The sequence below is a fragment of the Agrobacterium sp. CFBP2214 genome, from assembly GCF_030209895.1.
Taxonomy (GTDB): domain Bacteria; phylum Pseudomonadota; class Alphaproteobacteria; order Rhizobiales; family Rhizobiaceae; genus Agrobacterium; species Agrobacterium radiobacter.
The window spans coordinates 148,386-174,937 of sequence record NZ_JARVRC010000010.1; the positions used below are offsets into that span (position 1 = coordinate 148,386).

Here is a 26,552-nt window from a genome sequence, read left to right on the forward strand (position 1 = left end):
AAGAACTCTCTCAGCCGCGTGAAAGCCACGTCGACTGGATTCCTGTGACAAGCACAGGAATGAGGGGGTGAGAAAATTGCATCTAACAACAAGCGAGCATGGCCGAGTTGTCCGCCATGCATCACGGAGATCGACATGAGATTGAACAACAAGGTCGCGCTAATTACAGGCGCCGCCCGCGGTATCGGCCTTGGTTTTGCGCAGGCTTTTGCAGATGAGGGTGCAAAGGTCATCATCGCTGACATCGATATCGCCCGTGCGACGGCGTCTGCCGCCGCCATCGGCCCTTCTGCCAAGGCCGTAAAGCTGGATGTGACTGACCTTGGTCAGATCGATGCGGTGGTGAAGGCGGTGGATGAGGAATTCGGCGGCATCGATATCCTTGTCAACAATGCCGCTATCTTCGATATGGCGCCGATCAACGGTATTACCGAAGAGAGCTATGAGCGGGTTTTCGACATCAATCTCAAGGGACCGCTTTTCATGATGAAGGCCGTCTCCAATGTCATGATTGCCCGTGCACGCGGCGGCAAGATCATCAATATGGCGAGCCAGGCCGGCCGTCGCGGTGAGGCGCTCGTCACGCTTTATTGCGCTTCCAAGGCCGCGATCATTTCCGCCACGCAGTCGGCGGCGCTGGCGCTCGTCAAGCACGGCATCAATGTCAACGCCATCGCGCCCGGTGTCGTGGATGGTGAGCACTGGGAAGTGGTGGATGCGCATTTCGCCAAATGGGAAGGCCTGAAGCCGGGTGAAAAAAAGGCGGCGGTGGCGAAATCCGTGCCGATCGGCCGTTTTGCCACGCCCGACGACATCAAGGGGCTGGCGGTTTTCCTCGCCTCTTCCGACAGCGACTATATTCTCGCCCAGACATACAATGTCGATGGCGGCAACTGGATGAGCTGAAAAGCCGGAGATGACCATGCATGCCATTCAATTCGTCGAGAAGGGACGCGCCGTGCTGGCGGAGGTTCCGGTCGCGGATCTACCGCCGGGCCACGCCCTCGTGCGGGTCAAGGCTTCGGGGCTTTGCCACACCGATATCGATGTACTCCATGCACGTTATGGCGACGGTGCCTTTCCCGTCATCCCGGGCCATGAATATGCCGGTGAAGTCGCGGCCGTGGCCGCTGATGTGACTGGCATCAAGGTTGGCGAACGGGTGGTGGTCGATCCCAATCTGCCCTGTGGCGTCTGCGCAAGTTGCAGGAAGGGGCTTACCAACCTTTGCAGCACACTGAAGGCCTATGGCGTCTCCCATAATGGCGGCTTTGCGGAATTCAGCGTGGTGCATGCCGATCACCTGCACCGCATCGGTTCCATGCCCTATCATGTCGCGGCATTGGCAGAACCGCTCGCCTGCGTCGTCAATGGCATGCAGAGCGCGGGCATCGGCGAGAGTGGTATCGTACCGGAAAACGCGCTGGTTTTTGGTGCCGGCCCTATCGGCCTGCTGCTTGCCTTGTCGCTGAAATCGCGCGGCATCAGGACGGTGACGATTGCCGACATCAATGAAAGCAGGCTGGCCTTCGCCGAAAATCTCGGGCTTGAGGTGGCGGTGTCCGGCTCGGAAACGCTCCTGCGGCAACAGAAATCGTTCGATTTCGTGGCCGATGCGACCGGCATCGCCGCTGTTGCGGAAGCGATGATCCCGCTGGTTGCCGATGGCGGTACGGCGCTGTTCTTTGGCGTCTGCGCGCCGGATGCCCGCATTGCTGTCTCGCCCTTCGAAATCTTCAGACGTCAACTGAAGCTTGTCGGTTCACATTCGCTGAACCGTAACATACCGCAGGCGCTCGCCATTCTGGAGACGGATGGTGATGTCATGGCGCGGCTGGTGTCGCACCGGCTGCCGCTTTCGGAGATGCTGCCGTTCTTTACGAAAAAGCCGTCCGATCCGGCTACAATGAAAGTGCAATTTGCGGCCGAATGATCTTTTGGCCGTTGATAACCACATTCGACCGGCTTTTCGTGCGAAGGCCGGTCGATATAGAATACCACATGTAATATTTCATGGGGGCAAGCACTTTGGCCAAATCTATCAGGACGATGGAAGAGTTTTCGGAATTCGTCGGCCTTTCCCGCCCGACCGTTTCGAAATACTTCAATGATCCGGCCTCGGTCCGCAAGAAGACCCGGGATGCCATCGAGGACGCGCTGAAGAAATCGGGCTTCAGGCCCAATATCTTTGCCGTGAACCTCAACCGCCGCCGTTCCAATATCATCGGCATCATCATCCCGAACTCGACGGACCCGTTCTATATGGCGCTGACGAGCCGTATCGAACTCATCGCCAATGAGGCGGGGTTCCTTGCCTTCGTGCTGTCATCTGACGGCAAGGCGGAGATTGAAGACCGCGCCATCCGCACCTTCAAGTCGATGAATGTCGCGGGCGCCATCATCGCCCCGCTCGGTGTCAAATCCCACCGCGCCACGCTGGAGCAGCTCGCGGCCAGTATTCCGATCGTTTATGTGGATTCGCCTCTCGATGAGACCTCGGCCTTTGTCGGCACCGACAACCGCCAGAGTGTCGGGCTGATGGTGGATTATCTCTGCCGTTCGGGCGAGCCGCCCTGTTTCTTCGACATGCCGCAGGTCAACACCAATGCCGCGACCCGCCGCACGGCTTACGTGGAGGCCATGCAGCGCCTCGGTTTCGAGCCGCATGTGATCGATGTCCCTGATATCGTCACCTGGGATTTTGAACGTTTCGCCTTTGATGAAGCGTCCCGGCTGCTTGATGGGGCAGGGCTTTTGCCATCGCGCACCATTCTGTGCGCCAACGACCGTATCGCCTTCGGCGTCATCGCCGCCGCCTTCCAGAAAGGGATCAAGGTTGGTCACGGTGCGGATTACGATCTCCGGGTCGCCGGCCATGATGATCATCCGCTGTCGCGTTACGCCTGCCCGCCGATTACCACGGTGGCGCAGAACTATAACGAGATCGGCAGGCTCTCGATCGAGCTTCTGTTGCAGAAGCTGGATGAAGAGGCGGATGACGCAACCCGGATGCGCGAGCGCATTCTCCTCAGCGCCGATCTGATGTTGCGTAAATCGGCCTGACGGTTTTTGGCGCAGAGTGCGGTCTTCGCTTAACGGATCACGGCGATCACCTGAGTATCACAGGTGATCGCCGTGATGAAAAGCGTTGAACGCAAGGCTTTTAGCGGTGGCTTGGCAGCTTCGGCAGGAACACCGTCAAAAGGCCGAGCAGCGGCATGTAGGAGCAGATGCGATAGACGAATTCAATGCCTTCCTTGTCCGCATAGACGCCTAGAACCGCCGCCCCGATACCGCCGAAACCGAAGGCGAAACCGAAGAACATGCCGGCGATGAGGCCGACACGACCCGGCACCAGTTCCTGTGCGAACACCACGATGGCCGAGAAGGCCGACGAGAAGACGAAGCCGATCACGACGACCAGAACCGCCGTCCAGAACAGGTTGGCATAGGGCAGCATCAGCGCGAAGGGAATGACGCCGAGGATCGAGAACCAGATGACCACGCGGGAGCCGAAACGGTCACCGATCGGGCCGCCGAAGAACACACCGAGCGCCGAAGCCCCGAGGAAGAGGAACAGCAGAACCTGCGCGTCCTGCACGCCAAGACCGAACCGGTCGATCGTGTAGAAGGTGAAGTAGCTGGACAGGCTGGCGAGATAGGCGTTCTTGGTTGCCGTCAGGACCACCAGAACGAGAAGCGTCATCATAACCGTGCCGCGTGCCAGCGGCAGGGCGCGGCTGACAGGGGCCTTGCCGACGGTGGCGCGGCGATGGCGGGTATACCAGACGCCGACCCACGAAAGCACGCCAAAACCGACGAGCGCAATCAGCGAGAACCAGCTGAGGCTCGACTGGCCGAGCGGTATGACGATGAAAGCGGCGAGCAGCGGGCCGATGGCCGTTCCGGTATTGCCGCCAACCTGGAAGAAGGACTGTGCCAGACCATGACGGCCGCCGGATGCCAGGCGCGCAACGCGCGAGGCTTCCGGATGGAAGATCGCCGAGCCGATGCCGATGAGGCAGGCACCGATCACCAGAACCTCGAAACTGTGGGCGAAGGCGAGCGTGATGAGGCCGGCGCAGGTGGACAGCATGGCGACGGGCAGGGAGAAGGGCATGGGCCAGCGATCGGTCACCATGCCGACGACCGGCTGCAACAGCGATGCGGTGACCTGAAAGGCGAAGGTCAGCAGCCCGATCTGCATGAAATCGAGCGCGTAATTGGCCTTCAGCAGCGGGTAAAGCGACGTCAGCAGCGATTGCATGATGTCGTTGAGCATATGGCAGAAGCTCGCGGCAGCGATGATTGAAAACGCCGTGCGTTGCGGGTTGAACCCGGCGCTGGTGACGGTGGCCATGGTGTATCCTCTCCAGATTCCCGATGGAAGGGCGGGAAACGTGTCTTTATTTCTTCCCGCTTTTATTCATATTGTTTCTGGCCTGCATTTGTGTTCTGGACGAGTTTCTTTGTGAGTGGGCCAAATGGCAAAAATCAAATCGCGGCCGCCTGCAGGGCTGACGCAGGACGAGCATGAACGCAGTCTGAAATTGATCGACGGCACCAATGAACCGGTGCTCGCGCTTTGCCGCGTCTATCCCACGGGGCACCGAACCCCGCCCCACAGCCACAGCCGGGTACAGATCTGGTGTGCACGTCAGGGTGTGGTGCTGGTCAGCACCGCCGATGGGCGCTGGATGATACCGCCCGGTCACGGGCTCCTCATTCCTGCCGGGCTGCAGCACGAGGCCGAGACCATTTCCACGGTGGAGATGCACTCGATTTACGTTCATCCCGATCTCTTCCATGCCGGCGCGCCGCGGGTGGTGGAAATAACCGATCTCGCCTCCAGCCTGATTTCGGAACTGCTGGCTGAGGAACACCAGCCGTCGGCATTTCATCGGCAGGGCCTCGTGCGCGCGCTTTTGCTGGACGAGGTCAACCGCCTGCCGGAAAGGCCGCTCGGATTGCCTTTTCCCGATAATCAGCGTCTGGCTGCGCTCTGCCGCGATTTCCTCAAGAAGCCCGTAGCACGGGTGGAGATCGACGACTGGGCGGCAGCCATGGGAATCAGCCGCCGCTCTTTCACGCGCCTGTTCCGCCGGGAACTCGGGGTGAGTTTCGTCACCTGGCGCCAGCAGGCCTGCATTTTCGCTTCACTGCCGAGGCTGGCGGCCGGCGAGGCGGTGACCAATGTGGCGTTGGATGCCGGTTATGAAAACATTCCCGCCTTCACCACCATGTTCCGGCGGATGCTCGGCAGTTCGCCCCGGGCTTATCGGCAGGCGGCGCGGCAGCGCGGCGGAGCTTTTCCGAAACCGGAAGAAATTGGGGACTAGGCTTCACGCTCCTCCTCATCCCTGTGATTGTCACAGGGATCCAGCCCGCCAAAGTCTTGAGCTGAAAAGAGTCCTCTCGCCGCGTAGACGCGCGTCGACTGGATTCCGGTGACAAGCACAGGAATGAGGGAGGTGCCCTAAGTCGCCGTCGCCCGCATGTCGCGGCGGAAATCGGAAGGTGACATGCCGGCGATCTGGCGAAACGCCTTGTTGAAGGCGCTGACGGAGCCGAAGCCGCTTTCCATGGCGATCTGCAGAATATTGTCCTTGCCGGTCATCAGCATTGCCTGTGCACGCGAAAGGCGTAGCAGGGTCAGATATTTGATCAGCGTCATGCCTGTGGACTTGCGGAACAGGTTCATCGCATATTTCGGATGCAACGATGCGGCGCGGGCAATATCGGTCGCGTCGATATCGTCGAGGAAATTGGCGGCGATGAAATCGCACATGCGCACCACGCCGATGGATGGCGCCATGCCTTCCTCATCCTCTCTGTGTTTTGCATCGGCGGCGGACGATACGACGGAATAGGGTTCGAGAAACATCCGTTCCACCCGCAGCAGCAATTCCTCCACCGCATGTTGCGCTCTGGCCGGATCACCCGAGGCGACATAGCGGAACCAGCGGCCGAAATTCTCCTTATCCGCCAGGTCAGTTTCGGCGCTCACCATTGTGGCGCCACCCATCAACTGGCTGGAGACGGCGGCAGGCAGGCGCATACGGAAGAAATGCACGAGCGGCAGATGCGCGCCCGCATAAAAGGAATCGTCGGAGGAGCGGTCCATCTGGTGCGGCTGGCCACCCCAGAAAATGCACATCTGGCCGGCCTCGAGCGAGAGTTCATGATCGCCCATGCGGTAATGCACCGATCCCGACATCACATAATTCACCTCCACCTGCGCGTGCCAGTGGGGGCGGAGCATGATGGGCGGGTGATTATGAAAGAGCTGAAGCGTTGTCGGCATGCCTTCGATGCTGCTCGCACCCGGCTGGTAGAAGGCTCTTTCGGCAATCTTACTTTCCGCCAAATCGGTGTTCCCTTTTTACGAGACAGATTTCCTGCCGCCGCTAATGTGCCCATGTTCGCTTAAGAACGGCAATTGAAAAAGGGAGGTTTTCAATGTGCTTGAAATTTCTAGGCGCGTCTACCGCTATGCTGCTTCTTGCAGCCCCGGCTTTCGCGCAAACCGAGACCGTCACCATCTGGAGCTGGAATGTCGCGGCTTCCGCGCTGAAATCCACGGTGGAAGGTTTCAATAAACAGAATCCAGATATCAAGATCGTCGTTGAAGACCTTGGAAACAATCAGGTTTTTGACAAGACGCTTGCCGCCTGCGCAGCCGGTGGTGATGGTCTTCCGGACATTGTCACCATAGAGAATTTCGAGGCGGAGCTGTTCTGGAGCCGCTTCCCCGATTGTTTCGCCAATCTGACCGAGCTTGGCTACACGCCTGAGAAACAGGCGCTTTTCCCTGATTTCAAGCGCACGGAACTAGAGGTTGACGGCGTCGCCTATGCGGTTCCGTGGGACTCGGGTCCGGTGGCGGTGTTCTATCGCCGCGACTTCTATGAAAAGGCGGGTGTAGATCCCGCCACCATAAAAAGCTGGGATGATTTCATCGCTGCGGGCAAAAAGGTCATGGCTGCCAATCCCGGCACCGTCATGGCGCAAGCCGATTTCAACGGCGACAGCGAATGGTTCCGCATGATCGCCAATGAACAGGGATGCGGTTACTTTTCGACCGATGGCCAGAGCATCACCATCAACAAGCCCGCCTGTGTCGCGACCCTTGAAAAGGTCAAGGAGATGAAAGACGCTGGCATCATCACGGCCGCGATCTGGGATGAAAAGATCCAGGCCAATACGGCAGGAAAGGCCGCAAGCCAGATGTATGGCGCCTGGTATGAAGGCACGGTGCGTTCCGGCTCTCCTGATCTTTCCGGCAAATGGGGCGTCTATCTGATGCCGAGCCTGACGCCGGATGGCCCGCATGCGGCCAATCTCGGCGGTTCGTCACTCGCAATCAGCTCGACATCCCAGCACAAGGAAGCCGCTTGGAAATATATCGATTACGCGCTGACCACCAATGAAGGGCAGGTGACGATGTTGAAATCCTTCGGCCTCGTTCCCTCGCTGCTGTCAGCCATTGACGATCCTTTCGTCAAGGAAAAGCAGGCCTATTGGGGCGGGCAGGCTGTGTGGACCGATATTCTCGCCACCCTGCCGAAGATTGTGCCAAGCCGCGGCACGGCGTTCCAGTCGGATGCCGATGCGATCTACAAGGCGACTCAGACGAAGTACTTTGCGGGCGGGTACCCCGATGCGAAGGCCGCGCTGGATGATGCGGCCAAGCAGATCGAAACGGCAACAGGTTTGCCGGCCGCGGAGTAAACAGTCGGTAGCTGATGGACCGAGCGGGTGCCGCGCGTTTCTTCTCCCCGAGGGGGAGAAGTCCGCGGCAGCGGGATGAGGGGCGAGGCCAGCGATAGACCGCGAGCTAGCCCCCTCATCCGGCCCTTCGGGCCACCTCCTCCCCCACGGGGAGAAGAAACGCGCGGTACCGCCTTGCCATGGCCTCGCCCTCAAAACGGGGGCAGCCTCTCCCAAGCTTTTCCATTTATCCGGCCAAACCGCCGGCATCTGGAGGTCGTCATGCCGTCAAGGAACAGGATCGCTTATGCGTTCCTTGCGCCCTATCTCCTGATTTTCGCCACCTTCTGGGTTTGGCCGATCATCAGCTCGTTCATGCTGTCGTTCCAGAACACACGCATCAATCCGTGGCGCTTCGCACCCTCCATGAACTGGGGGCGGCTCGTCTCCGACCCGGCTTTTTATAACGCGCTCTACAATACGCTGATCATTCTGGTCATTCAGGTGCCCGTCATGATCGCGCTTGCCACCGTCATGGCGGTGCTCTTGAATTCACCGCTCTTAAAGGCGCGGCCACTCTACCGTTTTGCCTTTTTCGCGCCTGTTGTTGTCGGCGAGGTTGCCTATGCAGCTGTTTTCCGGCTGATGTTCAGCGCCGATTTCGGCATCATCAACAAGCTCATCACCTTCGTCGGCCTTTCGCCCATTTCGTGGTTCGACAATGCCAATGCGGCCATGGCGCTCGTCATCATCGCGGTTACCTGGCGCTGGGCGGGGTATAACGCCATCATCATTCTGGCCGGGCTGCAATCCATCCCGGGTGATGTCTATGAGGCGGCGACGCTGGACAAGGTGAGCAAACGGCAGCAGTTCTTCTACATAACCCTGCCGCTCCTCAAGCCCATCATCCTCTTCTGCGTCGTCCTGTCGGTCATCGGCACCATGCAGCTTTTCGCCGAACCCTTCCTCATCACCAACAGGGGCGGGCCGGGCGGCGGCACGGAGACGCTGGGGCTGTTCCTTTACCGGCAGGGCTTCACCTCGCTCAATTTCGGTTATGCCTCGGCCATTGCCTACACCATGGCGGCGCTCGCCATCGCCATTTCGCTGCTCAATCTATGGGTCGGGAGGGAGCCGAAATGAGATCGAAATCGAGATCGCTTTTCTGGCAGAAGATCGCGCTGCATGCGGCGCTGACGCCGCTCGCCATCATCTGGCTGTTTCCGCTGTGGATGATGTTCGTGTTCTCGACGATGCCGGATTACGGCATTTTCAGCCCGGACATTGTGCTGGTGCCGTCCACCAACTTCATCGATAATTTCGAGAACCTTCAGGCGGATACGAATTTCCTGCGGGCCATGTTCATCTCGATCACCGTCGCTGTCATCTACACTGTCCTTTCGGTGTTCCTGACCTCGATGGCGGGCTGGGCGCTGGCGCGGTACCGCTTTGCGGGACGCGGGGTGGTGATCGCCATCATTCTCGGCACCATCACCCTGCCTTTTGCGGTCGTCGTCATTCCGCAGTTCATCATGGTGGCGCGCGAATTCAAGCTCGCCAATACCTGGGTGGCGCTGATCGTGCCGCCGCTGTTCAACTCGCTCGGCGTGCTGTTCATGCGGCAATCCTTCTCGATGATGCCGACGGAACTCTTCGATGCGGCACGGGTGGAGGGCGTCAAGGAGTGGCAGATATTTCTGCGCATCGCCCTGCCGCTGGCGCGGCCCACCATGGCGGCGCTGTCGATCATCCTCTTTCTGGCCTCGTGGAACAACTACCTCTGGCCGCTTCTCATCAATTCCCGCCCAGGAATGATGACCGCACCCGTGGCGCTTGGCACCCTCATCGGGCTCACCAAAGTGTCATGGGGCGGCATCATGGCCGGCGCAGTGCTGCTCACCGCACCCATCCTCGTGGTTTTCGTGGCCTTGCAGCGTCACTTCATCGCCGGCATTTCCGCCGGGGCAGTCAAGTAAGGGGAGGCCGCATGGCGGAACTTTCGCTCAAGAACGTGGTCAAGCGTTACGGCGCGCTCGAAGTCATCCACGGTGCCGATCTGGATATTGCCGACGGCGAATTCGTCGTCTTCGTTGGCCCCTCCGGATGCGGCAAATCCACGCTGCTGCGCATGATTGCCGGGCTGGAAGACATATCTGATGGTGATGTCAGCATCGGCGGCAGGACGGTCAATGATGCCGATCCGGCGGATCGCGGCATCGCCATGGTGTTCCAGTCCTACGCGCTTTATCCGCATATGACGGTTGCCGAAAACCTGTCTTTCGGCCTTCGAATGAATGGCAATCCCAAGGCCGATACGCAAAAGCGGGTCAACCGCGCCGCCGAAATCCTGCAGATCAACGAGTTGATGGAGCGCCGGCCGAAGCAACTTTCCGGCGGCCAGAGGCAGCGTGTCGCCATCGGCCGCGCCATCGTGCGTGAACCGCAGGTTTTCCTGTTCGACGAGCCGCTCTCCAACCTCGATGCGGAGCTGCGGGTGCAGATGCGCGTCGAGATATCGCGGCTGCACAAGCAGCTCGGGACAACGATGATCTATGTGACCCATGACCAGACCGAGGCGATGACGCTGGCCGACAAGATCGTCGTGCTGCGCGCGGGCAATATCGAACAGGTCGGCGCGCCGCTCGATCTTTACGATGATCCCGCCAACCGTTTCGTTGCCGGTTTCGTCGGTTCGCCGAAGATGAATTTCCTCGACGCCACCATCATCGGCAGCGGCACGGAGAGCATGACGCTCTCGCTGGACAGCGATCCTGCGGTGCGGCTGACCCTGCCGACAATGGCTCGCTTGAACGACGGAGCCCGTGTTTCGCTCGGCATCCGGCCCGAACATTTTTCCGATGCGGGGCAGGGCGATGCCGATCTCACCGTGCATGTCGATGTCGCCGAACATCTCGGCAATACCAGCTACGTTTATGCGCGTACCGAAGGCGGCGAGCAGCTTATCATCGAGAGGCCGGAATCGCGCGACGTCGGCAATCGCGACCGGCTGACGGTCGGTCTTTCCGCCCGTCGGGCCTTCCTTTTCGACAGCAAGGGCGAACGCCTGCGCTGAACCTTTTCCCAAGCACCTACACAAGACGAGGATTTCATGACGACCGAACAACCGATCCGCTGGGGCATCATCGGCCCGGGTACTATCGCGAAAACATTCGCTGACGGCATCGCCCATTCCCGTACCGGCAGGTTAGAGGCCATCGCCACCCGCAATCCGGACAAGCCCGGCCTGGCCGAGGCCTTCGCCGGTGCGCGCATCATCCATGGGTACGATGCGCTGCTTTCCGATCCCGATATCGATGCCGTCTATATCGCCACACCCCATACCGGCCATGCCGAATGGGCGATCAAGGCCATCCGCGCCGGCAAGAATGTATTGGTGGAGAAACCGATTGCGCTTTCCGCCTACGATGCCGACGCCATTTTCCACGAGGCGAGAAAGGCAGGCGTCTTTGCCGGCGAGGCCTATATGTATCGCCTGCACCCGCAGACGGCGAAATTGCTCGAACTGGTCAAGAGCCGCGCGGTTGGCGATATCCGCATCATCCGTTCCAGCTTCGGTTTCAACATGGGTTCGTTCCGGGCCGATCACCGGCTCTTCGCCAATGAGATGGCGGGCGGCGGCATTCTCGATGTCGGCGGCTATCCGGTCTCGATGGTGCGGCTGATTGCCGGCGCGGTGGATGGCAAACCCTTTGCCGAGCCGGAAAAGGTGGCGGGCGCTGCCCATCTCGGCCAGTCGGGTGTCGACGAATGGGCCTCGGCCGTGCTGAAATTTTCCAACGGCATCGTCGCCGAAGTGTCCTGCTCGATCATGGCGGGGCAGGACAATGTGCTGCGCATCATCGGCTCGGAAGGCCGGATCGAGGTCAAGGATTTCTGGTTCGCCGCGGGCCACAAGGGCGGCACCGGCCGGATTGATATCTTCAGGGGCGACAAGGTGGAAACCATCGAGCTGCCGGAGGATCGTTGGCTTTATTCCTTTGAGGTCGATGCAGCGGGCGAGGCGATCCGTGAGGGCAAAAAGGAATTCGATGCACCGGGCATGGGCTGGGCCGACAGCCTCGGCAATCTGCGTGTCATGGATCAATGGCGCGCCTCGGTCGGCCTTGAATACAGCGTCGAAAAGGCAACCTCGCGCGTTGCCAATATTACCGGCGGCAAGGTCGTGGCTGGAAACACGGTTCCGAAACGGCAGGTGCCGGGCCTTGCCAAGCCCGCTTCCGTGGTCGCGCTCGGTTTCGAATTTTTCCCCAATTTTGCTTCTGCATCGCTGACGCTCGATGCTTTTTACGAGGCGGGCGGCAATCTGTTCGATACGGCCTATGTCTATGGCGCCGGCAGGACCGAGGCGATTTTCGGTGACTGGCACACCAGCCGCAATGTGCCGCGCGAGGAGATCGTGCTGATCGGCAAGGGTGCGCATTCGCCGCTCTGCTATCCTGATATGATCGCCAAGCAACTCGACCAGTCGCTGGAACGTCTGAAGACGGATTATGTCGATGCCTATTTCATGCATCGCGATAATCTGGATATTCCGGTCGGTGAGTTCGTCGATGCCATGGATGCCGAGGTTCGGCGCGGCCGCATTCGCGGCATTTTCGGTGGTTCGAACTGGACGCGCGAGCGCATGGACGAGGCGGCCGCCTATGCTCAGAAGAACGGCAAACAGGCCCCGGGCGCGCTTTCCAACAATTTCTCGCTCGCCGAAATGCTCGATCCGATCTGGGCGGGATGCGTGGCGGCATCGGATGATGAGTGGAAGGTATGGCTGAAATCCCGCCAGATCCCCAATTTTGCCTGGTCCAGCCAGGGGCGCGGTTTCTTCACCGACCGGGCAGGGCGCGACAAGCAGGACGATGAGGAAATCGTCCGCGTCTGGTATTCCGACCGCAATTTCGTCCGCCGCGACAAGGCGATCGAACTTGCGCAGAAACTTGGGCGGCACCCGATCCATATCGCGCTCGCTTATGTCATCGCCCAGCCTTTCCCGGTCATCCCGCTGATCGGACCGCGCACCATCGCAGAACTGGAGGACAGTCTTTCGGCGCTGGATATCAAGCTGACGGCCGAGCAGGTGAAGTGGCTGGAGGCCTGAAAGACAATGAGGCGGCGGATTTTGTCCGCCGCCTTATTGGGATAGAGAAGGCTTTGCGGCATGCTTCTTCTCTCCACCGTGGAGAAGAAACAAGCGGTATCCGCTCATCCAATGCTCGATCCTCCGCGTGCGGAAATCTTCCACCTTCATTCCTCTCCCGGCGACTGCTAAAGCGTAGGTTCATAAACCGTGCGGCCTAGCACCGCGCGCAAACGATCTACCGGGGTCCCCATGAGCGATATCGATCGAATCCGTGCGCAACAATTGATGCAGGAGGCTGATATCGACGCGCTGGTGTTGTTCCAGCCGGAAGCTTTCCGCTATGCGGTCGGTGCTCATGCCGGTGTCGCGACGATGTGGGGCAGGGCGGGCTCAGTGATTGCGCTCGTGCCCGCCGATGCTGGTGCCGGTCTCGCTGCTGTCGTCAGCGATCATGCCGCCCCGCTCGTCAGAAAGGCCGCGCCGGATATCGATCTGCGCTGCCATCGCATCTGGATCGATATGGTCGATCTGTCCGGTACTGAGGCCATCGGGCAGGTGGACGATGCCTATCGCCGCCACAATGCCGGCGGCCGGAGGCCGGAGACATTCGATCGCACGGCCTGTTTCGGTCTGTTGGCTGACCTGCTGCAGGAGCGTGGACTATCGGGCGCGCGCATCGGCGCCGATCTCGAATTCATGCCCGCCGCCGATTTTCTGGCGCTGCGTCAGGCGCTTCCAGATGTGAACTGGATCGACGGTTCGGCGGTGTTGCGCCGCCTGCGCGCGGTGAAATCCGAACGCGAGATCAGGCTTCTGCGGGGCGCGGCAGCGGCGGCTGAGGCCGGGCTGGTCGCAATGGCGGCGGCCGTGAGGCCCGGAGCAGCGCTCGGCGGACTTTCTGCCGCCTGGAAGGCCGACGTGCAGGCGCATGCCATGAAATCCGGTTTTTCACTGAGCGGGCATTGGGATTACATATCCGTGGGGCCTGCCTTGTCGGATATGGCGGCGGTTGTGACGCCGGGTGCGCTGATCAAGGCAGATGTCGGTACGCTGGTCGACGGTTATTCGTCGGATGGTGCAAGAACCTTTTCATGGGGGCCCGTCTCGCCTTTGGCGTCCGATATCTTCAAGGCGCTGGAAGCAGCCTTCGCCTGCGGGCTGGAAGCGCTTCGCCCCGGCAACAGCTTCGGTGCGGTGCACGCCGCGATGCTCGCCTCGATGCGTAAGGATGGTTTCAGCGAATATTATCGCGGCCATTTCGGCCATTCCGTCGGCGGTGGTGTCGGTATCGAGGAATGGCCGTTCTTTTCCCATGACAATGCCGAAATCATTCTTCCGGACATGGTGGTCGCGCTTGAAGCGCCCTTTTATGGCGAAGGGTTGGGGGCTTTGATGATCGAGGACCAGTTTCTTGTTACATCATCTGGAGTGGAGTGCATGAACAGCCTGCCACGCACCCTGCGGGATTTGTCACTGGAGTGACGACCTGCCGCCGCGCTCTGCCTCAGAGAAAATCGTCGCGGCGGGGGGTGAAGCAGTCGATCAGCTCGCCCTCTTCCAGGCACAGGCAACCATGCTCGATATGGCCGGGCACAATAAGGCTGTCGCCCTTCTGCAAGTCATAGGCTTCACCATCGCGGTAAAAACGGAAACTGCCGCTGGCGACATAGGTGGATTGCACATGCGGATGGCTGTGCAGCTTTCCTTCGGCACCGGTCTTGAAGCGGAAGGAAACCACCATCAGCTCCGGCGCTTCGGAAAGCACGGTGCGTTCGACACCATCGTCGGGTGAAACGGTGGGGAATGTCGGTAGCTGCTGCATGTCGTTCTCCTCAATCATGTAATGCGGTTTAGGCAGTTTCAGCGTGGTGCGCGCAGCATGGCGCGATACCGCGTCTGGCTGCTTTTCAGGTGGTTGCGCATGGCGCTTCGCGCCGCATCCTCGTTGCCGTCCTGTATGGCGATCAGGATCGCTTCGTGTTCGCCGACGAGACGGCTGAGATCGGCAGGTGAAAGCACGGTTTCCGAGCCGTTTTCGGCAACGGCGCGGCGTGGAATGACGGTCGGCCCCAGCACCTGCAGGAACTCGCTGAAGCGGGGATTGTTGGTCGCCTCGGCCACGGCGAGATGAAAGGCGAAATCGGCTTCGGCCGTCGGGCTGCCCTTGGCGGCGCTGGCGCGGAAGGCATCGAAGGCCTCGATGATCTTTTCTTCCTGCGCCGGCGAACGGCGAATGGCGGCAAGGCCGGCGGCATCGCCTTCCACGGCTGTGCGTAGCTCCAGCATCTCGATCAGCGAGGAGACGCGTGCGAGATCAACATTGTGGAAGGGCCGCCGCTCCGCAGGTGCGGGCTCCAGCACGAAGACGCCGGCGCCCTGACGGGGTTCGACCAGACCGTCGGATCGCAGCGAAGCGATAGCCTCGCGCACCACCGTGCGGCTGACGCCGAATTCCTGCGTCATCTGCGCTTCGGAGGGCAGGCGGTCGCCCGTCTTGTAACGGCCCTTGGCGATCTGGCTGCGGAGTTCCTCGGAAACCTTCACCACAAGCGTTCTGCCCTGTGGAGCGCCCGGTTCGGAGGTTGTCGCTTTTGTCATCTTGGTCGCCGTTCTAAAAAATGTCGGTTGCGTGCACCGGTCCTCGATACGTCATTCGCTGCCCGGCTTGCAATCCCGTCGCTCGCGCCGGGAATGTTTCATGCGGCATCTCAGCTTTCCCTGAAGATCGGATTGTCGACGAACACGCCGCCCTGAAACCGCACCAGCGCATCCTCAGGGGCAGGCTTTTGCGTTGTCGCTGATATATGCTGCCGGAAGGTCTCGGCATTGTCCTTCGGTTTCCAGCCGAGATAGCCGAGATGCGAATTGTCCCACCAACCGGCATCATTGGCCGATGCGCCCCAGACGACCGGGCAGCCGAGCACCGGCGCGCGAAACACCGCTTCGATCAGCGATACGAAATCATCGTAAGAGAACCATGTGGACAACATGCGGTAATTGGTGGGTTCCAGCGTGCAGGAGCCGATGCGCACCAGCGCCGTCTCCTGCCCGAACTTCTCGAAATACATGCGGGCAAGGCTTTCGCCGAAACATTTGGAAACGCCGTAAAGCCCGTCCGGCCGGACGGGCACGTCGGGACCGAGCCTCTCGGTCTGGGAATAATAGCCAATTGTATGGTTTGAGCTGGCAAAGACGATGCGCGGCCGGCCATGGGCGCGGGCGGCCTCGTAGAGATTATAAAGCCCGATGATATTGCCCTGAAGGATCTGCTCGAAGGGCTTCTCCACCGAAATGCCGCCCAGATGAACAATGCCGTCGCAACCGGCGACCATGGCATCCACGGCATTCGCATCCGCAAGGTCGCATTGCACGCATTCCTCGTTCGGCCCTGCCGGGTTGAGCGGGGCGAGATCGGCAAGACGCAATATCTCGGCCATCGGTGCAAGGCGTTCACGCATCACGCGGCCAAGCTGGCCCGCCGCACCGGTAACAAGAAGCCGTTTCATTGCAATTCTCCCAAGCCTGTTCCACGTCCGCAGCGTGGTCGAGATATGCCGGCACCTCTTGACCTTGTCATACAGATCGTACAAAAAGCGGATAACATATATTATGTGCCATACGCAACAATCATGAAGGATGAGTTTGATGCTGACCGTCGAAACAAGGCAGGCCGTGAACCCGGAATATGCAAAAACGCTGGATACCGAAGGGCTCCGCCGGCATTTCCTCGCCAACGACATGTTCCGTTCCGGTGAAATCAGACTGATCTATACCCACTACGACCGTTTCGTCATGGGCGGCGCGGTGCCAAATGGCGCACCGCTGACGCTGGACAAGGTGGAAGAAACCAGAACGCCGTCCTTCCTCGACCGGCGTGAAATGGGCGTCGTCAATATCGGCGAAACCGGCACCGTCAGCGCCGGCGGCGAGACCTACACGCTCAATCGTGGTGATGTGCTTTACCTCGGTGCGGGCAGCGGCGCGGTGACGTTTGATGGCGCCGGCCGATTCTACATCACGTCTTGCCCGGCGCATCGCAGCCTGCCGGCAAAGCTCGTCAGCCTTGCCGACAGCAAGGAGGTCAAGCTCGGCGCGACCGAAACCTCCAACAAGCGCACCATCAACCAGTTCATCCATCCGCTGGTCATGGAAAGCTGCCAGCTGGTGCTGGGTTATACGATGCTTGAGGACGGCTCCGTCTGGAACACCATTCCCTCGCATATTCATGACCGCCGCATGGAAGCCTATCTCTATTTCGGCATGGATGAAAAGTCGCGCGTCCTGCATCTGATGGGCGAGCCGCAGGAGACCCGCCATCTGTTCATTTCGAACGAAGAAGGCGCGATTTCGCCGCCCTGGTCCATCCATTCCGGTGCCGGCATCGGTTCTTACACCTTCATCTGGGCCATGGCGGGCGACAATGTCGACTATACCGACATGGACTTCATCCAGCCGGGGGATCTGAAATGAGAAATCCCTTTTCGCTTCAGGGGCGTAAGGCGCTCGTGACAGGCGCGAATACCGGTCTTGGTCAGGCGATTGCGGTGGGGCTCGCCGCAGCCGGTGCGGAGGTGGTCTGCGCCGCGCGCCGCGCACCGGATGAAACGCTTGATATCATCGCGAAGGATGGCGGCAAGGCGAGCGCCCTGTCGATCGATTTCGCCGATCCGCTGGCGGCGAAGGACAGTTTTGTCGATGCCGGCTTCGATATTCTCGTCAACAATGCCGGCATCATCCGCCGTGCCGATTCAGTCGAGTTTTCCGAACTCGACTGGGACGAGGTTATGGATGTCAATCTCAAGGCGCTGTTTTTTACCACGCAGGCCTTTGCGAAAGAGCTGTTGGCAAAAGGTCGGCCCGGCAAGGTGGTCAATATCGCCTCGCTCCTGTCGTTTCAGGGCGGCATTCGCGTCCCGTCCTACACGGCGGCGAAACATGGCGTTGCCGGTCTCACCAAGCTTCTGGCGAATGAGTGGGCTGCGAAGGGCATCAATGTGAATGCCATCGCGCCCGGTTACATCGAAACCAACAATACCGAGGCGTTGCGCGCGGATGCCGCCCGCAACAAAGCCATTCTCGAGCGTATTCCGGCCGGCCGTTGGGGTCATTCCGAAGATATCGCCGGTGCAGCGGTCTTTCTGGCTTCGCCGGCGGCGGATTACGTGCATGGCGCCATTCTCAATGTTGATGGCGGCTGGCTGGCGCGTTGATCTGTGACAGATTTCGAAATTCATCATACAAGATGTATGATGAGTTGTTGACAAAGATGCGGCAAGCGGCTTAGGTGGCTTTCAGTCAGTGAACTTGCAGAGGAATTTCGATGATGAACCCTGAACAAATCAAGACGGCGCTTGGCTCCGGTCTGTTGTCTTTCCCGGTCACCCATTTCGATGCCGAGGGTCGTTTTGCGGCCGATAGCTACAGGGCGCATGTCGAATGGCTCGCCGGATACAAGGCGCCGGTGCTGTTTGCCGCCGGCGGCACGGGTGAGTTCTTTTCGCTGAAGCCGGATGAGATCCCCACCATCGTCTCCGCCGCCAAGGAAGTTGCCGGCGAAACCGCCATTGTTTCCGGCTGCGGTTACGGCACCGAGATCGCCGTTGATATTGCCCGCTCTGTCGAAAAGGTCGGTGCTGACGGTATCCTGCTTCTGCCGCATTACCTCATCGATGCGCCGCAGGAAGGGCTTTACGCCCATATCAAGAAGGTGTGTCAGTCGGTCGGCATCGGCGTCATGGTCTATAACCGCGACAATTCCGTGCTGCAGGCCGATACGCTGGCGCGTCTCTGCGACGAATGCCCGAACCTCGTCGGTTTCAAGGACGGCACCGGCGATATCGGCCTTGTGCGCCAGATCACCGCCAAGATGGGTGACCGCCTGATGTATCTCGGCGGCATGCCGACGGCGGAACTGTTTGCCGAAGCCTATCTCGGCGCCGGCTTCACCACCTATTCCTCGGCGGTCTTCAACTTCGTGCCGGGCCTTGCCAATGAGTTCTATGCGGCGCTGCGTGCCGGTGAGCGCGCCACCTGCGAGCGCATCCTGACGGAGTTCTTCTATCCGTTCATGGCGATCCGCAACCGCGCCAAGGGTTACGCCGTCTCCGCCGTCAAGGCCGGCGTGCGCCTGCAGGGCTTCAACGCCGGTCCGGTGCGTGCGCCGCTGAAGGACCTGACGAATGAGGAAATCGGCATGCTCGATGCCCTGATCGGCACGCATAAGCGCAAACCCTAATCGAGACACGACGGGAGGCGAGCCATGAAAATCACGGCGGTGCGTACGCATCTGCTCGAGCACCGGCTGGACACGCCGTTTGAAAGCGCATCCATGCGCTTTGATCGACGCGCCCATATTCTGGTTGAGATCGAATGTGACGACGGGACCGTCGGCTGGGGTGAATGCCTCGGCCCGGCACGGCCGAATGCCGCCGTGGTTCAGGCTTATGCGGGCTGGCTTATCGGCCAGGACCCGCGCCAGACCGAAAAAATCTGGGCCGTGCTTTATAATGCCCTGCGCGATCAGGGCCAGCGCGGCCTCAGCCTCACTGCCTTGTCCGGCATCGACATTGCGCTCTGGGACATCAAGGGCAAGCACTACGGTGCTTCCATCTCGATGCTGCTCGGCGGGCGCTGGCGCGAAAGCGTGCGCGCCTATGCGACCGGCAGTTTCAAGCGCGATGGCGTTGACCGCGTCTCCGACAATGCCTTGGAGATGGCGGAACGCCGGGCAGAGGGTTTTCACGCCTGCAAGATCAAGATCGGTTTCGGTATCGAGGAAGACCTCAGGGTCATCGCTGCGGTGCGGGAGGCCATCGGGCCGGATATGCGGCTGATGATCGACGCCAATCACGGTTATACGGTCACCGAAGCCATCACGCTCGGCAATCGCGCTGCCGATTATAGTATCGACTGGTTTGAGGAACCGGTGGTTCCGGAACAGCTTGATGCCTATGCCCGGGTGCGGGCGGGCCAGCCAATCCCGGTTGCGGGCGGCGAGACCTGGCATGGACGTTATGGCATGTGGCAGGCGCTTTCCGCCGGTGCTGTGGATATTCTCCAGCCCGATCTATGCGGCTGCGGCGGCTTTTCCGAAACACAGAAGATTGCGACGCTTGCCACGCTGCACGGCGTGCGCATCGTGCCGCATGTCTGGGGGACCGGCGTGCAGATCGCCGCCGCGCTGCAATTCATGGCGGCGATGACGCCAGATCCGGTGCGGGTCAATCCGATAGAGCCGATCATGGAGTTCGACCGCACCTATAATCCGTTCCGTCAGGCCGTGCTGAGCAAGCCGATCGAGGCGGTAAACGGCATTGTCGCCATTCCCGATGGTCCCGGTCTTGGAATTGAGGTCAACCGCGACGCATTGCTTGAATTCAGGATGCCAGACCCGTGAGCGAACTCGTCAGAAAACTGAGCGGCACAGCGCCTCGGCCCGCCTTCCCGAAAGGGGCCGTCGACACGCAGATGCACCTGTATCTGCCCGGTTATCCGGCCTTGCCGGGCGGGCCGGGCCTGCCGCCGGGCGCCCTGCCGGGACCGGAGGACTATCGCAGGCTCATGCAATGGCTCGGCATCGACCGGGTCATCATCACTCAGGGCAACGCCCATCAGCGCGATAATGGCAACACGCTCGCCTGTGTTGCTGAGATGGGCGAAGCGGCCCGCGCCGTGGTCATTATCGATGCGAGTACGACCGAGAAGGACATGGAAAAGCTTGCCGCCGCCGGTGCCGTTGGCGCGCGCATCATGGATCTGCCTGGCGGTGCGGTGAACCTTTCCGAGCTTGAGGCGGTGGATGAGAGGGCGCACGCGGCTGACTGGATGGTGGCGGTGCAATTCGACGGCAATGGTCTTCTCGACCACCTGCCACGTCTTCAGAAAATCCGCTCACGCTGGGTGTTCGATCACCACGGCAAGTTCTTCAAGGGCATCAAAACGGACGGTCCGGAAATGACTGTTCTTCTGAAGCTGATGGATCGCGGCAATCTCTGGTTCAAGTTCGCCGGCGTCTATGAAAGTTCGCGGGAAGAGTGGCCATATGAGGATGTCGCCGCCTTTTCGCGGGTGATCGCCACCCATGCGCCGGAGCGCATCATCTGGGGCACCAACTGGCCGCATAATTCGGTGCGCGAAACGGCTGCCTATCCGGACGATGCTCGCCTTGCTGAACTGACGCTCGGCTGGCTACCAGATGAGGCGGCCCGTCATCGTGCACTGGTGGAAAACCCTGAGGCCCTGTTCAAGCTGCGGCCATTTACGACGGCATAGTTCACACCGGGATGGCCGATAGCTTCCAGGCCCCGTCGCAATAAGGCCCCGCTATGCCGGGGCCGTTTCCGTTTCGGCGGCAAGCAGCCTCTGCTGTTCGTGCTCGTCAAACGCCATCAGGTTGCCATGCCGGCTGCGGCGTATGCGGTTCATATGCTCGCGCGGACTTAGCCCCAGCGTGCGTTTGAACATGCGCGAGAAATAATAGGGGTCGCCATACCCCACCTCGGCGGCGGCCGCCGAGACTGAAAGCCCTGCCTCGAGAAAATGCATGGCGCGTTCCATGCGCTTGAATTCCTGATATTTCCGCGGCGTCCGGCCAACCCGTTTCTGGAATTCGCGCAGGAAATAATCGCGATTATAGGAGGCCGCGTCGGTCGCCCTGCCGGCAATATCAGGGTCCAGCGGATTGGCCGAAATCATGGTGATCGCCTTCATCACCGCAAGGTCTAGGCCTTCCGTGCCTTCCGGCTGGAAACTCGGGCGGTCAACCCATCCGAGGAAGGCATCGTCGATGAAGGCGATCAGAAGCACCATGAAAAGATGGTGCTGGCCGAGTGTCACGGAAGAGGGCGGGGCGCTCTGCCGGTAGTGACGCACGAGCGGCTCCAAAAGCGCCCAGCGGCTCAGCCGTAGTTTCGGTTTCAGGTCCATCTGCGCGATCAGGTTGTGGCGGCCGTAAATGTCGAGCGTGAAATGCTGCGCCACGCCGCGATAGGTCAAGGCCTGCTCGTTCCAGCCGACAAAGCGCTGCCCCCGGAAAATCAGCATCGCATCACCGGGCTCCAGCACCCGTGATTCGCCATCGACGAGATAATGCCCTCGCCCTTCCAGGCAGATGATGAGGTCGTCTACCTGGTTGGATTTGTCGATCTGCCAGGTGCGCGAATGTTCCATCTTGATCGTCGCGCGCGTCAGGTTGAGGTTCAGTGCCGCAGGTGGAACGGACGACAGAATACCACCTTCGATTTCGTCCATCTTTTTCCTCGTCTTTGTTAATTCACCTTGGCGCGGAAATTTGGTTTTGTCATCGGATAAATAGCTTTTACGCGCCGTATCAATGAGGGAGGAGATCGGCCGCGGTGAGAAATTGCGCCATCATACGCCCGCCGCCGGCCGTTCCGGGAGATTCACTTGTACGAAATTGTATTCTGTCATTCGCGTTCCATCGGGGCGCGGGGAGGAGCATCATGAAATCTCAGCGCTTCCTCGGGCTGGGATATCTGACGCCTTACATCATCGGGCTGCTGGTCTTCACGGCAATCCCGTTTCTTGGCTCACTCTATCTCAGCTTCACCCGTTACGACCTGATGAGCGATCCAAGCTGGGCGGGGCTGGCGAATTACGAGCGCCTGTTCACCCGCGACCGCACCTTCATGAAATCGCTGAACGTTACCCTGTTCTACGTGTTTCTGACGGTGCCGCTGAAGCTTGCCTTCGCCCTCTTCATTGCGGCGATACTCAATTACAAGCTGCAATTCATCAACTTCTTCCGCACGGCCTTTTACGTGCCGTCCATCCTCGGCGGCTCGATCGCGATTGCGGTGCTGTGGCGCTACATCTTTGCAAGCGAGGGGCTCGCCAATATGGCGTTGGCGGCCGTCGGCCTGTCGCCGGTTGATTGGTTCGGTGATCCCGGCAACGCGCTTTTCACCATCACGCTGCTGCGCTGCTGGCAGTTCGGTTCGGCGATGGTGATCTTTCTCGCCGCCCTGCAATCCATCGACAAATCGCTTTACGAGGCGGCCGCCATTGATGGCGCGGGCAAGGTCAGGACCTTCTTCTTCATCACGCTGCCGCTTTTGACACCCGTGATCTTCTTCAACCTCATCATGCAGATGGTGCAGGCATTCCAGGAGTTCAACGGACCTTACATCATCACCCAGGGCGGGCCGCTGAAGTCCACTTACCTCCTGCCACTTTATATTTACGACGAGGCCTTCAAGAAGTTCAACATGGGCTATGCCTCCGCCATCGCCTGGGTGCTTTTCACCATCATCACCGTGCTGACCCTCGTGGCCTTCTGGTCCTCGAAGAAGTGGGTCTATTACGCCGGCGACAAGCGGAATTGATGCCATGACCGATATCGCAACCCTAAACGACATGCAGGCGGCCCGCCGGGCACGGCTCAGGCTGCTCTCCACCTCCGTCCGCTACGTGCTGCTGTTCGCCGTCGGCCTTGTCATGCTTTACCCGCTGATCTGGCTGGTGGGCGCAAGCTTCAAGACCAATTCGGAAATCTTCTCCGGCGCCGGTTTCATCCCGGAAAACCCGACGCTGGATGGCTATATCCGCGGCTGGGAAACCTCGACGCCCTATACGTTCGGCCGGTTCTTCTGGAATTCGTTCCTGATCATCCTGCCGAAGGTCATCGGCACGGCGATTTCCTGCACCATGGCGGCCTATGCCTTTGCCCGCTTCGATTTTCCGCTGAAGAAAATCCTGTTCGGCTCGGTCATCGCCATCCTGCTTCTACCGAATGTCGTCACCCGCATTCCGCAATATATTCTGTTCCGTGATCTCGGCTGGCTGGATAGTTTCCTGCCGCTCTGGGTTCCCTCGGCTTTCGCCGGTGATGCCTTCTTCGTCTTCATGCTGGTGCAGTTCCTGCGCTCGCTGCCATCGGACATGGAAGAGGCCGCCCGCGTGGATGGCGCCAACAGCCTGCAGACGCTCATCTATATCGTCGTGCCGATGCTGGCGCCGGCGCTGATCTCGGTCTGCCTGTTCCAGTTCATGTGGACGATGAACGATTTCCTCGGGCCGCTGATCTACCTGTCCTCGGTCGACAAATATCCGGTGAGCCTTGCGCTCAAACTCTCCATCGACACCACCGAAGCCTTTGAATGGAACCGCATCCTGGCGATGTCGGTGCTGACGATCGCACCTGCGCTGATCGTGTTCTTTGCGGCGCAACGGTATTTCATTGAAGGGATCTCGTCTGGCGGGGTCAAGGGCTGAAAATGGCAAGCGTTCAACTTAAAAATCTCGAAAAGATCTATGGCGGCAGCTTCAAGGCTGTGCATGGCATCAATCTCGACGTCGAGGATGGTGAGTTCATGGTGTTCGTCGGCCCCTCCGGCTGCGCCAAATCCACGACGCTGCGCATGGTGGCGGGGCTGGAGGAAATCACCGGCGGTGAAATCCTCATCGGTGACCAGCGTGTCAATGACCTGCCGCCCGGCAAGCGCTCCATCGCCATGGTATTCCAGAATTATGCGCTTTATCCGCATATGAAGGTGCGCGGCAATCTCGCCTTCGGCCTGAAGATCGCCGGTGTCGCCAAGCCTGAGATCGAAAAGGCGATCGACAATGTCGCGCGCATTCTCGAAATCGAGCCGCTGCTCGACCGGTTGCCGAAGCAGCTTTCCGGCGGACAGGCGCAGCGTGTGGCGCTGGGTCGCGCGCTCATCAAGAAGCCGGGCGTGTTCCTGTTCGATGAGCCGCTGTCCAATCTCGATGCCAAGCTGCGCGCCTCCATGCGGGTACGCATCACCGATCTGCACCGCCAGCTGAAGGCGGAAGGCCTGTCCTCGACCGTCATTTACGTTACGCATGACCAGACGGAAGCCATGACCATGGGGGACCGCATCTGCGTGATGCAGGCCGGGCGCATCATGCAGGTCGCGACGCCGAAGGAGCTCTACAACCATCCCGCCAATCTGTTCGTGGCCGGTTTTATCGGTATGCCGGAAATGAACCTCGTGGATGTGACCATCGACGGTGCGGAATTCGTCATTGGCGGGCAGCGCCTGCCAATCGGCGAACATCTTGAAAGGCGTCTTTCAGCAAAGCCGGTAGATGCCGTCATCGGCATTCGCCCGCAGCATCTCTCGCTGGCAGGCGAGGCTGATGGCCCGGCCTTGCAGGCGAAACTCACCAATGCGGAATTCATGGGTCATGAGGTCTATCTGCACGCCGATCTCGGCGGCCAGAAGCTGGTGAGCGTGGTGGGGGCGGCGGAGTTCGAAGCGCTCGGACGCGACGGTATCCTACGGCTGAAGCCGGACCCGGAGAAGCTGCATATTTTCGACAAGGCCGATGGCCGCAACGTCTCGCTGTGAGGAGGGGACGCGCGTGCCTGATTTTTCGAGGAGGAGAAGAACAATGAAGACGATGACAAGAATGATGGCGATGCTCGCCGGTGCCGCCTATGCCGCCATGGCGGCGGCCCCCGCGGCGAATGCTGCGGAACTGCGCATGTCGTGGTGGGGCGGTGAAAGCCGCCATGTCGCCACCCAGAAGGCCATTGCCGCCTGCGGCGAGAAATACGGGCACACCGTGAAGGGCGAATTCACCGGCTTCGATGGCTATCTGGAAAAGCTGACCACGCAGATGGCCGGCAAGACGGAAGCCGATATCGTTCAGGTCAACTGGCCATGGCTGCCGCTGTTTTCCAAGAACGGTGAAGGTTTTGCCGATCTGCGCCAGCTGAAACCGCTCGATCTTTCACAATGGGCAGAGAGCGATCTGGACGCTGGTTCGATGAACGGCGTGTTGCAGGGGCTTTCCGTCTCCACCACCGGCCGCGTCTTTTTCTTCAATGCCACCACCTTCGAAAAGGCGGGTGTTGAAATCCCCAAGACCTGGGATGAGTTCTTTGCGGCAACCAAGACCATCAAGGAAAAGCTCGGCAAGGACTATTACACCTTCAATGCCGTGAAAGAGACCGCCCAGCTGCTCGTAACGCTCGCCATCGTGCAGAAGACCGGCAAGGATCTGGTCGACCCCAAGACCAACCGCGTGTCCTGGACGCCGGAGGAGCTGGCAGAGGGCATCTCCTTCGTCGGCAAGCTGGTCGAAACCGGCTCCATCCGCTCCCAGAAAGAGGAAGCGGCCGATGGCAACGTCAATCTCTATGAAAAGCCGTCCTGGTCCGAAGGCCGCATCGCCGGCTCCTATGAATGGGACTCGACCTATTCGAAATATGCCGATCCCCTGAAGGAGGGACAGGTTCTGAAACCGGTGCCGATGCTGAAGCTTGCCGATGCCGTGACGGAAGGCGTTTATCGCAAGCCCTCCATGGTATTTTCGATCTCGAAAAACTCCAAAAATCCGGAAGCGGCTGCTCAGATTCTGAACTGCCTGCTTAACGAGCCGGAGGGCGTCGACGCGCTTGGCACCTCGCGCGGTCTGCCGGCGTCGAAGGCTGCGGCGGCGCGTCTGGGTGACAAGGGCGAGCCGGAAGTGCGCGCCGCCAATGCCATCGTCATGGCGGCATCGGGACCGGTGGTTTCACCCTTCAACGAACATCCTGAAATCCGCTCGGGCTTCATCGATACGCTGGAGGAATATGCCTATGGCCAGCTGACGGCGGAACAGGCGGCCGAGCAGATCATCGATACCACCAACGATGTTCTTGCCAAGTTCGATTGACGACAATGGCCCGTCGCCTCTGGATAGTGGCGGGCCCTTTATCCGGCCGCCGGATGATATGAAGCATGTCCGCCAAGGGTTTGGCCGGCCATTCACGAAA

The 26,552-nt window shown here is 60.0% G+C and carries 25 protein-coding genes; 19 read left to right on the forward strand and 6 right to left on the reverse strand.

The features are described 5' to 3' along the window. Nucleotides 1-135: 135 nt before the first annotated feature. The 3 genes from QRN60_RS21975 to QRN60_RS21985 all read left to right on the forward strand — a co-directional run bounded on the left by QRN60_RS21975 (nucleotide 136) and on the right by QRN60_RS21985 (nucleotide 3,063). A complete protein-coding gene (locus tag QRN60_RS21975) occupies nucleotides 136-906 on the forward strand; it encodes a galactitol 2-dehydrogenase (RefSeq protein WP_060723523.1) in 771 nt (256 codons plus the stop codon). A 16-nt stretch (nucleotides 907-922) separates the two neighbouring features. Next, entirely contained in the window at nucleotides 923-1,933 is a 1,011-nt protein-coding gene (locus QRN60_RS21980) for a D-altritol 5-dehydrogenase (protein WP_112212252.1), read from the forward strand. Between the two features lie 116 nt (nucleotides 1,934-2,049). Then, nucleotides 2,050-3,063: a LacI family DNA-binding transcriptional regulator gene (locus QRN60_RS21985; RefSeq protein WP_003510378.1), complete on the forward strand. Its 1,014-nt coding sequence runs from the start codon at nucleotides 2,050-2,052 to the stop codon at nucleotides 3,061-3,063. 100 nt (nucleotides 3,064-3,163) lie between these two features. On the opposite strand, the gene QRN60_RS21990 is transcribed toward QRN60_RS21985, so the two are convergent. Continuing rightward, a complete protein-coding gene (locus QRN60_RS21990; RefSeq protein ID WP_003510380.1) occupies nucleotides 3,164-4,360 on the reverse strand; it encodes an MFS transporter in 1,197 nt (398 codons plus the stop codon). Between the two features lie 124 nt (nucleotides 4,361-4,484). On the opposite strand from QRN60_RS21990, the gene QRN60_RS21995 reads away from it, so the two are divergent. Continuing rightward, the gene (locus QRN60_RS21995; protein WP_003510382.1) at nucleotides 4,485-5,339 is read left to right on the forward strand and encodes an AraC family transcriptional regulator; all 855 of its coding nucleotides are present in this window, start codon (nucleotides 4,485-4,487) and stop codon (nucleotides 5,337-5,339) included. Nucleotides 5,340-5,476: 137 nt separating this feature from the next. Here QRN60_RS21995 and QRN60_RS22000 read toward each other — a convergent pair whose 3' ends face one another. Next, on the reverse strand, nucleotides 5,477-6,367 hold the full coding sequence (locus tag QRN60_RS22000; RefSeq protein WP_111821067.1) for a helix-turn-helix domain-containing protein: 891 nt from the start codon (nucleotides 6,365-6,367) through the stop codon (nucleotides 5,477-5,479). A 92-nt stretch (nucleotides 6,368-6,459) separates the two neighbouring features. On the opposite strand from QRN60_RS22000, the gene QRN60_RS22005 reads away from it, so the two are divergent. The 6 genes from QRN60_RS22005 to QRN60_RS22030 all read left to right on the forward strand — a co-directional run bounded on the left by QRN60_RS22005 (nucleotide 6,460) and on the right by QRN60_RS22030 (nucleotide 14,287). Next, nucleotides 6,460-7,731 (forward strand): ABC transporter substrate-binding protein, encoded by a 1,272-nt coding sequence (locus QRN60_RS22005; RefSeq protein ID WP_065695348.1) that lies wholly within the window; start codon nucleotides 6,460-6,462, stop codon nucleotides 7,729-7,731. A gap of 261 nt (nucleotides 7,732-7,992) precedes the next feature. Next, nucleotides 7,993-8,853 (forward strand): carbohydrate ABC transporter permease, encoded by an 861-nt coding sequence (locus tag QRN60_RS22010; protein ID WP_003510388.1) that lies wholly within the window; start codon nucleotides 7,993-7,995, stop codon nucleotides 8,851-8,853. Beyond that, the gene (locus QRN60_RS22015; RefSeq protein WP_003510390.1) at nucleotides 8,850-9,686 is read left to right on the forward strand and encodes a carbohydrate ABC transporter permease; all 837 of its coding nucleotides are present in this window, start codon (nucleotides 8,850-8,852) and stop codon (nucleotides 9,684-9,686) included. Before QRN60_RS22010 ends, QRN60_RS22015 begins: the two co-directional genes overlap by 4 nt. Before the next feature lie 11 nt (nucleotides 9,687-9,697). Further along, nucleotides 9,698-10,783 (forward strand): ABC transporter ATP-binding protein, encoded by a 1,086-nt coding sequence (locus tag QRN60_RS22020; protein WP_129567159.1) that lies wholly within the window; start codon nucleotides 9,698-9,700, stop codon nucleotides 10,781-10,783. 36 nt (nucleotides 10,784-10,819) lie between these two features. Next, nucleotides 10,820-12,823 (forward strand): aldo/keto reductase, encoded by a 2,004-nt coding sequence (locus QRN60_RS22025; RefSeq protein ID WP_129567160.1) that lies wholly within the window; start codon nucleotides 10,820-10,822, stop codon nucleotides 12,821-12,823. 231 nt (nucleotides 12,824-13,054) lie between these two features. Continuing rightward, a complete protein-coding gene (locus tag QRN60_RS22030) occupies nucleotides 13,055-14,287 on the forward strand; it encodes a M24 family metallopeptidase (protein ID WP_129567373.1) in 1,233 nt (410 codons plus the stop codon). Nucleotides 14,288-14,309: 22 nt separating this feature from the next. Here QRN60_RS22030 and QRN60_RS22035 read toward each other — a convergent pair whose 3' ends face one another. The 3 genes from QRN60_RS22035 to QRN60_RS22045 form a co-directional block, all read right to left on the reverse strand. Then, complete coding sequence (locus QRN60_RS22035) at nucleotides 14,310-14,627, reverse strand: cupin domain-containing protein (RefSeq protein ID WP_020812569.1); 318 nt, start codon at nucleotides 14,625-14,627, stop codon at nucleotides 14,310-14,312. Between the two features lie 38 nt (nucleotides 14,628-14,665). Further along, nucleotides 14,666-15,403, reverse strand: coding sequence for a FadR/GntR family transcriptional regulator (locus QRN60_RS22040; protein ID WP_003508113.1), 738 nt, complete (start codon nucleotides 15,401-15,403; stop codon nucleotides 14,666-14,668). Between the two features lie 110 nt (nucleotides 15,404-15,513). Then, entirely contained in the window at nucleotides 15,514-16,311 is a 798-nt protein-coding gene (locus tag QRN60_RS22045; RefSeq protein ID WP_129567162.1) for an NAD-dependent epimerase/dehydratase family protein, read from the reverse strand. 139 nt (nucleotides 16,312-16,450) lie between these two features. On the opposite strand from QRN60_RS22045, the gene kduI reads away from it, so the two are divergent. The 5 genes from kduI (at nucleotide 16,451) to QRN60_RS22070 (ending at nucleotide 21,076) form a co-directional block, all read left to right on the forward strand. Then, nucleotides 16,451-17,275: a 5-dehydro-4-deoxy-D-glucuronate isomerase gene (gene kduI, locus QRN60_RS22050; protein ID WP_129567163.1), complete on the forward strand. Its 825-nt coding sequence runs from the start codon at nucleotides 16,451-16,453 to the stop codon at nucleotides 17,273-17,275. Then, nucleotides 17,272-18,015: a 2-dehydro-3-deoxy-D-gluconate 5-dehydrogenase KduD gene (gene kduD / locus QRN60_RS22055; protein WP_020812566.1), complete on the forward strand. Its 744-nt coding sequence runs from the start codon at nucleotides 17,272-17,274 to the stop codon at nucleotides 18,013-18,015. The genes kduI and kduD overlap by 4 nt, the downstream gene beginning before the upstream one ends. 113 nt (nucleotides 18,016-18,128) lie before the next feature. After that, nucleotides 18,129-19,040 carry a 5-dehydro-4-deoxyglucarate dehydratase gene (kdgD, locus tag QRN60_RS22060; protein WP_003508120.1) on the forward strand — a complete coding sequence of 304 codons (912 nt, stop codon included), beginning with the start codon at nucleotides 18,129-18,131 and terminating at the stop codon, nucleotides 19,038-19,040. 24 nt (nucleotides 19,041-19,064) lie between these two features. Beyond that, nucleotides 19,065-20,201 (forward strand): D-galactarolactone cycloisomerase, encoded by a 1,137-nt coding sequence (locus QRN60_RS22065; RefSeq protein WP_129567164.1) that lies wholly within the window; start codon nucleotides 19,065-19,067, stop codon nucleotides 20,199-20,201. Beyond that, nucleotides 20,198-21,076: an amidohydrolase family protein gene (locus QRN60_RS22070; protein WP_111794113.1), complete on the forward strand. Its 879-nt coding sequence runs from the start codon at nucleotides 20,198-20,200 to the stop codon at nucleotides 21,074-21,076. The genes QRN60_RS22065 and QRN60_RS22070 overlap by 4 nt, the downstream gene beginning before the upstream one ends. 51 nt (nucleotides 21,077-21,127) lie before the next feature. On the opposite strand, the gene QRN60_RS22075 is transcribed toward QRN60_RS22070, so the two are convergent. Continuing rightward, nucleotides 21,128-22,054, reverse strand: a complete 927-nt coding sequence (locus QRN60_RS22075) for a helix-turn-helix domain-containing protein (RefSeq protein WP_129567165.1) — start codon at nucleotides 22,052-22,054, stop codon at nucleotides 21,128-21,130. 212 nt (nucleotides 22,055-22,266) lie between these two features. Here QRN60_RS22075 and QRN60_RS22080 point away from each other — a divergent pair, with 212 nt between their 5' ends. From QRN60_RS22080 to QRN60_RS22095, 4 genes are read left to right on the forward strand one after another with little or no spacing between them, the layout of a single operon-like run. After that, a complete protein-coding gene (locus QRN60_RS22080) occupies nucleotides 22,267-23,148 on the forward strand; it encodes a carbohydrate ABC transporter permease (RefSeq protein WP_004444977.1) in 882 nt (293 codons plus the stop codon). A 4-nt stretch (nucleotides 23,149-23,152) separates the two neighbouring features. Beyond that, entirely contained in the window at nucleotides 23,153-24,037 is an 885-nt protein-coding gene (locus QRN60_RS22085) for a carbohydrate ABC transporter permease (RefSeq protein ID WP_003508131.1), read from the forward strand. A gap of 2 nt (nucleotides 24,038-24,039) precedes the next feature. Next, on the forward strand, nucleotides 24,040-25,140 hold the full coding sequence (locus QRN60_RS22090; RefSeq protein ID WP_003508132.1) for an ABC transporter ATP-binding protein: 1,101 nt from the start codon (nucleotides 24,040-24,042) through the stop codon (nucleotides 25,138-25,140). Between the two features lie 43 nt (nucleotides 25,141-25,183). Continuing rightward, entirely contained in the window at nucleotides 25,184-26,452 is a 1,269-nt protein-coding gene (locus tag QRN60_RS22095; RefSeq protein ID WP_129567166.1) for an ABC transporter substrate-binding protein, read from the forward strand. The last annotated feature ends 100 nt before the right edge of the window (nucleotides 26,453-26,552 follow it).